Source organism: Microbacterium sp. (assembly GCF_051953575.1).
Classification (GTDB): domain Bacteria; phylum Actinomycetota; class Actinomycetes; order Actinomycetales; family Microbacteriaceae; genus Microbacterium.
Genome location: NZ_JBQCIP010000247.1, coordinates 1 through 12,337 on the forward strand (window position 1 = coordinate 1; position 12,337 = coordinate 12,337).

Annotated in this window: 14 protein-coding genes and 1 riboswitch; of the genes, 9 read left to right on the forward strand and 5 right to left on the reverse strand. The window is 72.1% G+C overall.

Translation table 11 applies throughout. The features are described 5' to 3' along the window. The first annotated feature begins 27 nt into the window (after positions 1-27). Genes ACTHNQ_RS15035 through ACTHNQ_RS15050 form a run of 4 tightly spaced genes read left to right on the forward strand, consistent with a single transcriptional unit; the run spans position 28 to position 2,439 of the window. Positions 28-537: a carboxymuconolactone decarboxylase family protein gene (locus ACTHNQ_RS15035; RefSeq protein ID WP_018172036.1), complete on the forward strand. Its 510-nt coding sequence runs from the start codon at positions 28-30 to the stop codon at positions 535-537. Then, positions 534-1,298, forward strand: coding sequence for a tyrosine-protein phosphatase (locus tag ACTHNQ_RS15040; protein WP_440334650.1), 765 nt, complete (start codon positions 534-536; stop codon positions 1,296-1,298). The genes ACTHNQ_RS15035 and ACTHNQ_RS15040 overlap by 4 nt, the downstream gene beginning before the upstream one ends. Positions 1,299-1,337: 39 nt before the next feature. After that, the gene (locus tag ACTHNQ_RS15045; protein WP_440334652.1) at positions 1,338-1,814 is read left to right on the forward strand and encodes an SIP domain-containing protein; all 477 of its coding nucleotides are present in this window, start codon (positions 1,338-1,340) and stop codon (positions 1,812-1,814) included. 55 nt (positions 1,815-1,869) lie between these two features. Continuing rightward, positions 1,870-2,439: a hypothetical protein gene (locus ACTHNQ_RS15050; protein WP_440334654.1), complete on the forward strand. Its 570-nt coding sequence runs from the start codon at positions 1,870-1,872 to the stop codon at positions 2,437-2,439. On the opposite strand, the gene ACTHNQ_RS15055 is transcribed toward ACTHNQ_RS15050, so the two are convergent. The 4 genes from ACTHNQ_RS15055 to ACTHNQ_RS15070 form a co-directional block, all read right to left on the reverse strand. Further along, positions 2,440-2,898 carry a Fe-S oxidoreductase gene (locus ACTHNQ_RS15055; RefSeq protein WP_440334656.1) on the reverse strand — a complete coding sequence of 153 codons (459 nt, stop codon included), beginning with the start codon at positions 2,896-2,898 and terminating at the stop codon, positions 2,440-2,442. Continuing rightward, positions 2,895-3,731, reverse strand: a complete 837-nt coding sequence (locus ACTHNQ_RS15060) for an arginase family protein (RefSeq protein WP_440334658.1) — start codon at positions 3,729-3,731, stop codon at positions 2,895-2,897. The genes ACTHNQ_RS15055 and ACTHNQ_RS15060 overlap by 4 nt, the downstream gene beginning before the upstream one ends. A 123-nt stretch (positions 3,732-3,854) precedes the next feature. Then, complete coding sequence (locus ACTHNQ_RS15065) at positions 3,855-4,595, reverse strand: PspA/IM30 family protein (RefSeq protein ID WP_018172042.1); 741 nt, start codon at positions 4,593-4,595, stop codon at positions 3,855-3,857. A gap of 86 nt (positions 4,596-4,681) precedes the next feature. After that, entirely contained in the window at positions 4,682-6,682 is a 2,001-nt protein-coding gene (locus ACTHNQ_RS15070) for a TPM domain-containing protein (RefSeq protein WP_440334660.1), read from the reverse strand. A gap of 218 nt (positions 6,683-6,900) precedes the next feature. Here ACTHNQ_RS15070 and ACTHNQ_RS15075 point away from each other — a divergent pair, with 218 nt between their 5' ends. The 5 genes from ACTHNQ_RS15075 to ACTHNQ_RS15095 all read left to right on the forward strand — a co-directional run bounded on the left by ACTHNQ_RS15075 (position 6,901) and on the right by ACTHNQ_RS15095 (position 11,265). Further along, positions 6,901-7,743 carry a DUF3097 family protein gene (locus tag ACTHNQ_RS15075; RefSeq protein ID WP_440334661.1) on the forward strand — a complete coding sequence of 281 codons (843 nt, stop codon included), beginning with the start codon at positions 6,901-6,903 and terminating at the stop codon, positions 7,741-7,743. 58 nt (positions 7,744-7,801) lie between these two features. After that, positions 7,802-8,548, forward strand: a complete 747-nt coding sequence (gene trmB / locus ACTHNQ_RS15080; RefSeq protein WP_440334662.1) for a tRNA (guanosine(46)-N7)-methyltransferase TrmB — start codon at positions 7,802-7,804, stop codon at positions 8,546-8,548. Continuing rightward, entirely contained in the window at positions 8,545-9,882 is a 1,338-nt protein-coding gene (locus ACTHNQ_RS15085) for an MFS transporter (protein WP_440334664.1), read from the forward strand. Before trmB ends, ACTHNQ_RS15085 begins: the two co-directional genes overlap by 4 nt. 19 nt (positions 9,883-9,901) lie before the next feature. Continuing rightward, a complete protein-coding gene (locus tag ACTHNQ_RS15090; RefSeq protein ID WP_440334665.1) occupies positions 9,902-10,822 on the forward strand; it encodes a CPBP family glutamic-type intramembrane protease in 921 nt (306 codons plus the stop codon). A gap of 47 nt (positions 10,823-10,869) precedes the next feature. Then, positions 10,870-10,935, forward strand: a riboswitch (guanidine-III (ykkC-III) riboswitch). A gap of 9 nt (positions 10,936-10,944) precedes the next feature. After that, positions 10,945-11,265 carry a DMT family transporter gene (locus tag ACTHNQ_RS15095; protein ID WP_440334667.1) on the forward strand — a complete coding sequence of 107 codons (321 nt, stop codon included), beginning with the start codon at positions 10,945-10,947 and terminating at the stop codon, positions 11,263-11,265. A gap of 107 nt (positions 11,266-11,372) precedes the next feature. Here the strand turns inward: ACTHNQ_RS15095 and ACTHNQ_RS15100 are convergent, their stop codons facing one another. Continuing rightward, on the reverse strand, positions 11,373-12,221 hold the full coding sequence (locus ACTHNQ_RS15100) for a mechanosensitive ion channel family protein (protein ID WP_440334669.1): 849 nt from the start codon (positions 12,219-12,221) through the stop codon (positions 11,373-11,375). Positions 12,222-12,337: the final 116 nt, after the last annotated feature.

Sequence of the window (12,337 nt, forward strand, 5' to 3'; positions counted from 1 at the left end):
GGCGTCGCCCGTGGGTAGTCTGGCGTCATGACGGCAGAACACCGCGTGCATCTCTCGCGGGCGGCGCGACCCGCCTACCAGGCCCTCTCCGCCTTCTCGAAGACCGTCGGCGACATCGCCGCCGAGAACGGCATCGACGACCGCCTGAAGGAGCTCGTGCAGATCCACGCGTCGCAGCTGAACGGCTGCGCGTACTGCGTGCGCGTGCACGTGGAGCGCGCCGTCGCCGCGGGCATCACTGCCGACGCCATCGCCCAGCTGGCCGTGTGGCGCGAGTCCGGGGTGTTCACCGATCGCGAGCGGGCCGCGCTCGAACTCGCCGAGGCGTACGTGTTCATCCACGAGGAGGGCGTGTCCGACGACGTGTACGACCGCGTCGGCAGCGTGCTCAGCGAGAAGGAGTACGTCGCGCTGAGCTGGATCCTGGTGTCGATCAATGCGTTCAACCGCATCGCGATCGCCGGGCGCTACGGCGTCCCGCCCCGCGACGACCTCGCCGGCGAAGACAAGGACGCCGCGCGAGGCAAGGCCTGGTGACGCCCGCCGCGCCGGACCCGTCCGACGCGCAGGCAGCACCCGACCCCGTCGTCCCGGGAGCGGTCAACCTGCGCGATGTCGGCGGGCTGCGCGCGGGCTCGTCGATCACGCGCCACGGGGTGCTGTTCCGGTCGGGCAACCTGGCGCGGCTCGACCCGTCGGGTACGCGCGCCCTGGCCGGGCTCGGCCTGCGGCGCGTCATCGACCTGCGCGACGACGCCGAGGTCGTGCGCGAACCCAGCCGCCTCGACGGCGTCGACGTCGTGACGCAGCGGGTGCCGCTGTTCCTCGGCTCGGTGGAGTCGTTCTTCCGCGACGACCTCAGCCTGGACGAGATGTACCGCCGGCTCGTGGACGACTCGTCCGCGCGGGTGGTCGACGTCGTGCGCGGCATCCTGGCCGATCAGCCGGTGCTCGTCCACTGCACGGTCGGCAAGGATCGCACCGGCGTCACGGTCGCACTCACCCTCGCCGCGGCCGGTGTCGACCCCGACGCGGTGGTCGCCGACTACGCCCGTACCGAGGGACTGCTGCCGGATTACCGCAATCGCCGCGTCGTCGAGATGCTGCGGGCGATGCATCCCGAGGCCGTCCACCTCGAGGATCTGGCGACGCGGTCGCCGGCGCCGGTGATGCGGGCGCTCCTCGTCGACGTGGCGGACCGGTACGGTTCGGTCGCGGACTACCTCCGCGCGAACGGTCTCTCCGATGACGAACTGGTCGAGCTGCGGCGGGTGCTGCTGCGGGGGACTGCGGAGTGAGGTAAGGCAACCCTTGGTATGGGGTATCGTTAACGAGTCATGTCCCACACCACTTCGTCGCAGCCTGCCGTGCACAACGCCTCCGCGTGCCGTGCGTCGCGCCATACGCGCGTGCAGCACCTGATCACGGCCGACGAGTCGTCGCTGGCCGAGCTCGAAGCCGTGCTGGCGACGCTGCCGATCTGCTCGACGGGCCGGGTCTTCATCGAAGTGCCGGACGCCTCGTGGCTGGCCGACATCGTCGCCCCGAGCCGCATGGTCGTGACGTGGCTCGACCGCTCGCAGCGCACGGGCGCTCCGGGCACCGGCCGCGGCTGCGGCGCCGGCGAGGCGCTCTCGCGTGCGGTCACGGCGTGGGCCGACGAGATGCTGTGCGCAGCCGACGACCAGACCCGCATCCACCTGCTGGGCGGCTACCTCGGCACCGCCGACATCGTGGACCACCTCGTGGACCTCGGCATCCGCGTCGAGTCGATCCACGCCCCCGAGCAGTACGGCCTGACGACCGCGCGCTGAAGCCTGGTACGCCGGCGCTCGCGCCCGGTCGCCGCGCGTCGGTACAGTCGTGCGCATGACGCAGACCGCCGTGCCCTCCGCCTCGTCCGCCGTCGATCCGCGCGACCTGCGCCTGCCCGTGTGGGTGGTCGTGTGGCTCACGATCTCGGCGGTCATCCAGACGTACGACGCCTGCTACGTCCTGCTCGGCCCGCTGTCGCACGCCGGCGGACCCCTCGCAGGCTTCTGGCCGGGCCACGTCTTCTACGGCACGTTCGACCATCGGTACGGCCAGTTCGACGCCTTCGGCAGCGCGCAGAGCTGGGCGAACCTCATCGAGGTGGTGTTCATCGTGTGGGCGCTGTTCCACGCCAAGAAGTGGTCCGGTGTGGTCGTCGCCCTGATCGTCACGGTCGCGACGTTCTGGAAGACCGTCATCTACTTCCTCGTCGAAGCGTCGAGCGGCCTGGAGATGACCCGGCAGTCCCTGGAGCGCGGCGATCTCGTGGGGTTCCTCATGGTCGCGGTGCTGCCGAACCTGTTCTGGATCGTGTTCCCGCTCGCGGTCGTGATCGTGCTCGGCCGGCAGGTGTACCGGGTCGGCCGTGCGGCGGTCGTCTCCGGCGCGGTCGCTTCCGCCGCCTGATCAGGCCGCGCCGCGCGGCACGTAGTTGCCGTCTTCGAGCCCGGCCTCGATCTCGAACCGGTTGCGCAGCGGATCCCGCCCGGCGAACAGGTACATCACCGGCATCAGAAACCCGTACCGCTGCCACTGACGCTTGTGCACGGCCTCGTGCCGCAGCAGCGCGGGGGTCAGCGTGCCGTCCCCGGTGAGGAAGCATCCGCCCACGCACGAACCGCCGCGCGGGAACGTCCAGCGGGGCATCCCGCGGAACACCCACAGTCCTTCGTGCCGCTCGACGCGGCCGACGCTCCACAGCGAGCCCCACACCCACCCGACGGTGCAGCCGTACCAGTAGCCGACGCGGCTGATCGGCGAGTCGAGCAGGAACGACGGGATCAGCCGGTCGATCCGCCGCCCCCGGACGACGGCGCGCTCCGCGGCGGCGCGCCAGCCGGCGGGCGGTGCGGGGATCGGGCTCACGCCAGCGAGCCGATCACGCGCAGGATCGCGCCGAGGTCGTCGCTCGCGGCCGATGGCGAGGCGGGGGAGTAGCCGGCGAGGGATGCCCCGACCAGCGGCACCCGCGAGCGCAGAGCCGATATGGCCGCCGTGAGCTCGGCGACCGTGACCCCGAAGGGCTCGGGGTGCGCGTTGCCGGCGATCTCGGCCGGATCCAGTGCGTCGATGTCGACGTGGATGTAGACCGCGTCCGCGCCGGTCGCGAGGACCGCGTCGGCGAGGGCTTCGGCGTCGCGCAGCGCCTCGACAGTGAGCGTCGCGATGCCGCGCGCGGCCACGACCTCGAGCTCGGGATCGTCGAACGACCGCGCGCCGCCGACCACCACGCGCTCGGCGGCGACGGTGCCCGCAGCCAGCGACAGGTCGGGCGCCCCGTCGCCGAGGACCGCCCGGAGCACCATGCCGGCGAATGCTCCCGACGGTGACGAGTCGGGCGAGTTGAGATCGGGGTGCGCGTCGATCCAGACCACCGCGAGCCCCGGTGACCGGCGAGCGGCGTGGGCGATCGGCGCGAGGGCGATGCCGCAGTCGCCGCCGATCGTGAGCACGGCCTCATCGGGCGCAGCGGCGTGGTGGGCGTCGAGCGCCTCGGCGACGAGGCCGTGGACGCGCTGCAGGGCGCTGAGCCGATGGATGCCGCTGCCCAGCGACTCCCCGGCTTCCATGGGCACGTCGAGCACCGTGGTGGCCGATCGCGGCAGGTCGCCGGCGATCGCCTGGGCGCCGTCGATCAGCTGCATCGCCCGCGACGAGGGGCTGCCCTGCCACTGCGGGACCACGAGGTATCGCGTCATCCCCTCATCTTCGCGTACCGGCGGGCCGCCGGCATCCGATCCGCGCACGCCCACGGCGAACGGCGGAGGCATGCGGAGGGCGCCGGGTCCCGACGGACCCGGCGCCCTGCCGCGTTCGGCGCCTTACTGCCCGATCGCGGACTGCGACGTGGTGCCACCGGTCTTCAGCGCGGCAAGACGCGCCTCGACCTCGGTGAGCTCGCCGACGTCCTCGAGGGCGTTGAACTGGGCGTCGAGGCTCGACGCGGCCAGCTCCTGCTTGCCCGCGGCAAGGGCCTCCTGGCGGCGGACCTTGTCTTCGAAGCGGCCGAGCTCGCTCGTCGGGTCGAGCACGTCGATCGACTTGACGGCGTCGTGCACCTTGTTCTGGGCCTCGGCGGTCTTGGCGCGGGCGAGCAGCTCGGAGCGCTTGGACTTCAGCTGCTCCAGCTTCTGCTTCATGCCGTTCAGGCCCTCTTTGAGCTTGTCGACGACCTCGTTCTGGGTCGCGATCGTCGGCGCGATCGCTTTCGCCTCGTTCTCTTCCGAGATCTGGCGCTGCAGCGCGATCTTCGCGAGGTTGTCGAACTTGTCGGCGTCGGCGGTGTTGCCGGCCGCGCGCAGCTCGTCGGCCTTGCGGCTCGCTGCGAGCGCCTTGTTGCCCCACTCGGCGGCCGCCTGGACGTCCTCCTGGTGATCGCGCTCGAGCAGGCGCAGGTTGCCGATCGTCTCGGCCACTGCCGACTCGGCGTCGGCGATGGAGTTGGTGAAATCGCGCACCAGCTGGTCGAGCATCTTCTGCGGGTCCTCGGCGGAGTCGAGGAGCGCATTGATGTTCGCCTTCATGAGGGTCGAGATGCGACCGAAGATGGACTGCTTCGCCATCGGTTTTCCTTTCATCGGACTTCAGGTCAGGTCAGTGAGGGTCGTGGATGCCGCGGCCTCGGCCGCGGGCAGGTCGAGCGTGCGGGTCAGAAGCGCCCACCTCCTCGGCGAGCGCGGGTGCCGCCGCCGCCGAAGCTGCCGGGGCGCATGCCGCCGCCGCCTCCGCCGCCGAACATGCCGCCCATGCCGCCGCCGGACGAGCGTCCGCCGCCTCCGCCGCTGAGCAGCGAGTTGATGACGATGCCGCCGAGCACCGCACCGAGCATGCCGTTGCCGCCGCCGGACTGCCCGCCGCCGCCCATGCCGCCGAACGAGCCGACGTCGTCCTGTGCGAGCTGGATCGCCTGCGCCGCGAGCTGGTCGGCGCGCTGCGCCTGCTGCATCGCCTGCTGCGGGTCCGAGGCCTGCAGCGCCTGTGCCCGCGCGAGCGAGGCGCCGGCCTCGGCGAGCCGCGTGCGTGCGTCGGCGCCGACGGCGCCGCGACGGGCGGTGATGTAGTCCTCGGCCGCCGACACCTGCGCCTGCGCCTGCATCATGACCTGCCCGATCATCTGCCGTGCGCGGTCGGCCTGGGCGGCGGCATCCCGCACGCCCTTCAGGAGCGCGTCGATCTGCGTGTTCGCCGCCTCCAGGCCCTGCAGCGCCGCCAGCGGGCGTTTCGCGCCGCCGCTCAGCTGTGCGCGCGCAGCGTCGAGCTGCTGCTTCGTCGCCGCGACGACGCCGGCGATGCGGCCGTCGGGATCGGGCAGCGCGGCGGCGGCGGCGATGTCGCCTTCGAGTTCTGTCACGAGCGCGGCGGCGTTGCGCTCACCGGCGGAGAGGTCGTCGGCGAGCTTGCCGATGGCGTCTTCGAGGAGCGTCGCCTGGCCGACCGCCTCTTCGGCGGCGCGGATGCCGACCGCGGCCTCTCCGCCGTCGCCGGCGCCGATGGCGGCCTGTGCGGCGGTGAGCTGCTCGTCGGCGAACGCGAGCCGCTGCTGAGCCTGTGCCGGGTTGTCGGCGATGGTTGCGAGCGCCTCGGGCGCGTACGCCGCCTGCAGGTCGTGCAGGCGGGCGGTCGCCTGGTCGAGGGCTGCCGCGGCCTTCGTCCGCTCGCCCTGCACGCGCCGCAGCGCCTCGGGCGCGTTCTGCTCCAGCTTGCGCAGCTCGTCGAACGCGGCGGCCTTCTCGTCGAGGAGCGTGTTGGCGGCTTCGCAGAGGGCGATGATCCGCTCGTTCCATGCGCGGGTGTCGTCGGGGGAGTCGGGCACTTCGTCGTCGAGCTTCTGCTTGAGCCCGAACGCCTCGTCGAGGCCCTGCTGCGCCGTGGCGATCGCCGCCTCGAACTCGGTGGTGGCGGCATCCCCGAACTGCGCCTTCGCGAAGCCGAGCTCCTGCGTGCTGGTCTTGAGGGCATCGTCGGTCTGCACGAGCAGCGAGGACGCGCGCCGCTGCAGCTCCTCGATGCTCACCTGCGGCGGGCCCGCCTGGCCGCCCGGCGTGACGGCGCCCTTCTTGCGGCGTCGCAGGAACATGACGAGCAGCACGACGGCGACGCCCACGACGACGATGACGAGCAGCCACGTGAACCACGACGATCCGCCGCCGGTGGCGTCGCCGGAGCCCGAGCCGCCGTTCTTCGCGTCGGTGAGGCCTGCGGCGGCACCGTCCACGGCCCCCACCCAGTCGTCGTCGCTCAGCGCAGGCTGGATCTGCGTCTGCTCGATGGTGGCGAGCTGGTCTTCGCTGATCGGGCCGGAGGAGTCGCCCGAGAGGTAGAACTGGCGCCCGTCGGTCGCGACCGCCAGCAGGTACTGCGTCGGGCCGAGACCGTTGTCGGTCGCGGTCTGGTTGGCCCAGTCGGCCGAGTTCGACGGGTCGGTGAACTGGTCGACGAACACGACCCACAGGTCGAGTCCGGTGTCGCTCTTCAGCTGCTCGAGCCGGCTCTCGGCGGTGGCCTCGTCCGCGGACGACAGCACGGCGGCATCGTCGAGCACGTACGTGTTGTCGAGTGTCACCGGGGCGGTGGCCGCCGCTGCTCCGCCGACCGCCGTGGCCGCGACGACCGCAGCAGACACGAGCGCTGCAGTCCATCGCAGACGCATCGAAACCCCCTTCGGGACACAGTCCCCTTTTGGGCGAGTCTATTCAGGCGCGTCGGCGAGACGGTAGCTCGGAGCCCCGTCCCCACGTGTGTGTTCGCCGAGAGCGCGACCAGGCTTGGCGGGGGAGAGGGATGCCTCGGCCCGGGATGTCGTCCGCCCCGGGTCGCTCCCGGCCGGACCCGGTGCGACCGGGTAGCGTTTCGCCTTCGGAGGAGACGATGGACGATCGCTACGGCGCCGATGTGCTGGCCACCGGATGGAAGGGCCACGGGGTGCGCGAGCTGCCGCGGGTGGCGGCATCCCGAGATCTCGTCGTCGAGGTCGCCGACGACGGGTTCTGCGGCGCCGTGGTGGATGTGGCCGGCGGGATGGTGGAGCTGGAGGACCGGCGCGGCCGGCGCCGCCTGTTCCCGTTGGGAGCAGGCTTCCTCATCGACGGCCGCGACGTCGTGCTCGGTCCGCCGGCGGCCGCGCCGGTCGCGAAGGGGCCGCAGCGCACCGCCTCGGGCTCGTTCGCCGCACCCGACGCCCGCGCCCGCACGGCGCGTGCGAGCCGCATCCTCGTCGAGGGGCGGCACGACGCCGAGCTCGTCGAGAAGGTGTGGGGCGACGACCTGCGCGCCGAGGGCGTCGTCGTCGAGTACCTCCAGGGCATCGACCTGCTGGAGTCCGCGCTCGATGCGGAACCGCCGTCGGCCTCCCGCCGCTACGGAGTGCTGGTCGACCACCTGGTGCCGCGCTCCAAGGAGTCGCGCATCGCCGACGAGATCGCCCGCGGCCGCCACGGCGCGCACGTGCTGATCGTCGGCCATCCGTGGATCGACGTGTGGCAGTGCGTGACGCCGCGTGCGATGGGCATCGAGCGCTGGCCCGAGGTGCCGCGCGGCATCGAGTTCAAGGTCGGCGTGTGCCGCGCGCTCGGGTGGCCCGCACGCGACCAGGCCGATCTCGCCCGCGCCTGGCAGCGGATCCTGGCGTCGGTGAAGAGCTACCGCGACCTCGAGCCGGCGTTCCTCGGCCGCGTCGAGGAGCTCATCGACTTCGTCACAGCCCCGGCATGAGGAAGGGGTGCCGCACCCCGCGCCATGCGGCGTCCGGGGCGCTCGGTAGCCTGGAGGGGTGACCGAAGCCGCCGCGCCTTCCCCCGAGCCCCGCACCTACCGCGACAAGCCGGTGTCGTTCGTCCGTCGCAGCGGTCGCATGTCCGAGGCGCAGGAGCGCGCCTGGATCGAGCTCGCACCGCAGTACGTGCTCGAGTCTCCCCGCGACCGCGCGTCGACGAGCATCCGCCCGGGGTTCGCGATCGACCCGGTGGCCGTATGGGGACGCGAGGCGCCGCTCGTCGTCGAGATCGGGTCGGGGCAGGGTCACGCCATCGTCCACGCGGCGACGTCGCGTCCCGACGCCGACTTCCTCGCGATCGAGGTGTTCCGGGCCGGGCTCGCGCGCACGATGCTCGACGCCGACCGCGCCGGCGCCCGCAACCTCCGCCTCGTCGAGGCGAACGCGCCCGAGGTGCTGCAGCACCTCCTGCCGGCAGCATCCGTCGACGAGCTCTGGGTCTTCTTCCCCGACCCGTGGCACAAGACCAAGCACAACAAGCGCCGGCTGGTGACGCCCGAGTTCGCGGCGCTCGCCGCTGCCGCGCTCAAGGACGGCGGCGTGCTGCGCCTGGCCACCGACTGGGAGGACTACGCGCTGCAGATGCGCGAGGTCATGTCGGTCGCCCCCGACTTCGCGGCGACGTTCGAGGGGGAGTGGGCGCCGCGCTTCGACGGGCGCGTGCTCACCGCGTTCGAGCGGAAGGGCGCCGCGAAGGGACGCGACATCCGCGACCTCTCGTACCGGCGCGCCGCGAGGACATGAGCGGTGCGGCCGGACCGGTGACGGGGCCGGTGCCCCTGCCCGAGCCGGAGCCTGAGGCGGGGGCGCGCCGACGCGATCCATGGCGGTTCGTGCGTCCGCTGTCTCACCGCGACTTCCGCATGCTGTTCGGCGCCGTCGTGCTGTCGATCTTCGGCGCCGGCATGTGGGCGGTCGTCATGGTCTACACCGTGATCGGCGCGGGCGGCGGACCGGTCGAGCTGTCGATCGTCGCCGCCGCCAACGCGGTCGGCCTGCTCGCGTGCGCCATCCCCGGCGGCATCGCGGCCGACCGCATCCCGCGCCGCCTGATCCTGCGCATCGTCGAGCTGCTCAACCTGCTCGCGATCACCTCGGTGGCCGTCGCCGGCGTGTTCGGCGTCGTGACGATCCCGCACCTGGCGATCGTGGCGTTCGTGCTCGGCGCGGGCGCCGGGTTCTTCTTCCCGGCGTACAGCGCGATCCTGCCGCGCATCCTGCCGCCCGCGCAGCTGCTGGCCGCCAACGGCCTCGAGGGCGCCATCCGGCCCGCGCTCCAGCAGGCGGCGGGGCCGGCGGCGGCCGGCGTGATCGTCGCCGCCGTGCTGGCGCCCGCGCACGCCGCGTGGGGCGTCGTGGCCGCGCACGCCCTGGCCCTCGTGCTGCTGCTGTTCGTTCGCCCCGAGCCGGCTGCAGACGCCGACGAGGCCCCCGACAAGCCCCAGGGCGCGCGCGGCGTGCTGCACGACCTGCGTGAGGCGGTGGGCTTCACGGTCCGCACGCCGTGGCTGCTGTGGACGCTGCTGTTCGCGACCGGCTGGGTGCTGGTGTTCCTCGGCCCCGAAGAGGTGCTGCTCCCGTTCGTCACCCGCGAGCGCATCGGTGAGGATCCGCGCCTGTTCGGCTTTCTGCTCGCGGTGTACGGCATCGGCGGCGTGCTCGGCTCGATCGTGGTGTCGTCCGTGAAGCTGCCGCGGCGGTACCTCACCGTGATGATGGGCGTCTGGGGAGTCAGCACGCTCCCGTTCGCCGTCGTCGGCATCACGCACGAGTACTGGCTGATGGCCGTGTGCCTGTTCCTCGTCGGCTTCGGATTCAGCTACGGCAACGTGATCTGGGGCACGCTCCTGCAGCGCCGCGTGCCGCGTCACATGCTCGGGCGCATCGCGAGCCTCGACTTCTTCGTCTCGCTCGCCCTCATGCCGCTGTCGATGGCGCTCGCCGGGCCTCTCGCCGCCGTCGTGCCGATCGAATCGATCTTCATCGCGGCGGGCGTGATCCCGCTGATCCTCGGCGCGATCGCGTACGTCGTCGCGCGCATGCACCGGGACGAGCTCGCCCACCCGCTCGACCACTGAGAAGACGCAGGATCCGCTCATGCCCGCACACCCCGACGCCCCGCCCGTCGACGTCCCGACCGCGTGGTCCTGGCGTCTGGCGCCGGCGCTGGTGGTGTGCCTGGCCGCACCGGCGTTCTTCGTTGTGCGCGTCCCGTGGCTCGGCTGGTCGCTCCTGGCGGTGGGCCTGGCGCTCGCCTGGCTGCTGGAGCGGAGGGATGCCGGCCCCCGACCGGATCCGGCGCCTCGGCGGGCTCCGACGGCCACCGCAGGGCGGTCCGGGGCCGCCGGCATCCGCGCCCCCTCGCTCGTCCGCGATCTGTCGCTGATCGCCGCGGGCCTGCTGGTGGTGAGTGCGATCTCGCTCAGGGCCGAGCTCGACAACCTCGCTATGGCGCGGTTCGCCCTGGCGCTCGGGGGAGCGGTGGCCGTGCCGTACGTGCTGTCGCGGTGGGTCTACCGCGACCGTGCGATCCGCTTCCCGTGGCGGGGCGGCGGGCGCTGGACCACGTTCCAGTGGGTGTGGCTGGTCGCCGTGCTGGTGCTCGGATGGCTGATCCTGCCCTTCTACTTCATCACCTCCGGCGTCTACCTCAACTGGCCTGTCGTCGACACTCCCGAGCTCATCGCCCGGCTGTTCGTGGGCGTCGGGGCCGTCGGCATCTGGGACGAGCTGTTCTTCATCTGCACGTGCTTCGCGCTGCTGCGGCGGCACTTCGCGTTCTGGCAGGCCAACGTCCTGCAGGCGGTCGTGTTCGTGTCGTTCCTGTGGGAGCTCGGGTACCAGGCCTGGGGCCCGCTCCTCACGATCCCGTTCGCGCTCCTGCAGGGCTTCATCTTCATGAAGACGCGATCGTTGACGTACGTCGTGACAGTGCACCTGCTCTTCGACGCGATCGTCTTCCTCGTGCTCGTGCACGCCCACAACCCGGGACTGCTCGACGGGTTCTTCCTGGTGTGAGCCGCCGGACTGCCCAGGCGGTGCCCAGGTCCCTTGGCTAGGGTGGGGCACGGATCCCCGACAGGATCCCCGGACGACGGATCAGTACCCGGTGAGCGACAAGACTGGCCAGGAGCACAGTCATGTCGTGGGTCATCCTCATCCTCTCGGGCGTTCTCGAAGCCGTCTGGGCGACCGCGTTGGGCAAGTCCGAGGGCTTCACGAAGCTCTGGCCGAGCGTCGTGTTCGGCGTCGCACTCGTCGCCAGCATGGGCGGGCTGGCGGGGGCGATGCGCGACATCTCCACCGGCACCGCCTACGCGGTGTGGGTCGGCATCGGCGCCGCCCTCACCGTCGGATACGCCATGATCACGGGCGCCGAGCCGTTCTCGATCGTCAAGCTGCTGCTGATGCTCGGCCTCGTGGGGTGTGTCGTCGGCCTCAAGCTCGTCGGCCACGAGTAAGCCCGGCGGTGCTGCGGGTGCGGCATCCGAATCTCTCGTGGCGGTGCGCCATGATGCTTGGTGGGCGACCCGGCGACCTGAGCGCGGGTGCGGCGCGGCGTCGATCCTCAGAGCGCGTCGGGCGGTGTCAGCGGAGCAGCCGGGGCCGGACTGGTGACCGCGGCCGAGACGCCCCGGTCGGCGAAGTCGGCCGCGAGCGCCCGGATCACGTCGGCGGTGACGGTGACGCCGTGGGCGGGATGGTGCCAGTACTGCACGACCGCGATGACCCGCTCCGGGCTGACCGCCCGCGGCAGCGACACGACGCTCTCGCGCGTGTGCACGCCGTCGACGGCGCCGACGGCGGCGGTGAGCGCCTCCAGCACCTCTTCGAGCGTCTCGTCGGCGGCGCGGGCCACTCGCACCTGCACCTCGCTGCGGCGCGCCTGGTGCGCGGAGTGGTTCACCACCGAGTCGGCGAGAAGCTTCGCGTTCGGCACGTGCACGGTGCGCCCGTCGGCGGTGACGAGCACCACCGCGCGTGTGTTGAGCTCGGTGACCGTGCCGATGATCGCACCGTCGGGGGCGTCCACCTGGATCTCGTCGCCCACGACCACCGGGTGCTGGGACTGGATCAGCACGCTCGCGGCGAAGTTGTCGGCCGTGCCGCGCAGCACCAGAACCGCGACGACGCCCACGATGATGACGACCGCGAGCAGCGGCTGGACGTTCGCACCGAGGGCGACGAGCCCCAGCCCGATCGCCAGCGCGATGATCAGGTACTGCACCATGCGCGCGACGGGGGCGGCGTACACCTGCGCGAACTCGGGCGCCCGTGCGAACACCGCCCGGACGCCCCTGCGCGCGAAGTGGGCGAGCACCCACCCGACGATCACGACGATGATCGCGACGAGCAGCTGCCACCACTGGATGCCCGCCACGAGAGCGGTGATGTCGGTGTCGGCGGTCTGGCGCACGCCCCCACGTTAGGGGCGGTCCGGCCGGCACGACGGATGCCGCACCGACCGTGCCGGGGACGACGCGCTCCGGCGACCGTGACGAAGCGGCGGGGCGACCGATAGGTTCGACCCAG

Coding starts and splice junctions, on each gene's coding strand:
- ACTHNQ_RS15065 (WP_018172042.1), bottom strand. CDS start 4,595: ATGGCGAAGCAGTCCATCTTCGGTCGCATCTCGACCCTCATGAAGGCG.
- ACTHNQ_RS15050 (WP_440334654.1), top strand. CDS start 1,870: ATGACGCAGACCGCCGTGCCCTCCGCCTCGTCCGCCGTCGATCCGCGC.
- ACTHNQ_RS15045 (WP_440334652.1), top strand. CDS start 1,338: ATGTCCCACACCACTTCGTCGCAGCCTGCCGTGCACAACGCCTCCGCG.
- ACTHNQ_RS15075 (WP_440334661.1), top strand. CDS start 6,901: ATGGACGATCGCTACGGCGCCGATGTGCTGGCCACCGGATGGAAGGGC.
- ACTHNQ_RS15090 (WP_440334665.1), top strand. CDS start 9,902: ATGCCCGCACACCCCGACGCCCCGCCCGTCGACGTCCCGACCGCGTGG.
- ACTHNQ_RS15060 (WP_440334658.1), bottom strand. CDS start 3,731: ATGACGCGATACCTCGTGGTCCCGCAGTGGCAGGGCAGCCCCTCGTCG.
- ACTHNQ_RS15085 (WP_440334664.1), top strand. CDS start 8,545: ATGAGCGGTGCGGCCGGACCGGTGACGGGGCCGGTGCCCCTGCCCGAG.
- ACTHNQ_RS15070 (WP_440334660.1), bottom strand. CDS start 6,682: ATGCGTCTGCGATGGACTGCAGCGCTCGTGTCTGCTGCGGTCGTCGCG.
- ACTHNQ_RS15095 (WP_440334667.1), top strand. CDS start 10,945: ATGTCGTGGGTCATCCTCATCCTCTCGGGCGTTCTCGAAGCCGTCTGG.
- ACTHNQ_RS15035 (WP_018172036.1), top strand. CDS start 28: ATGACGGCAGAACACCGCGTGCATCTCTCGCGGGCGGCGCGACCCGCC.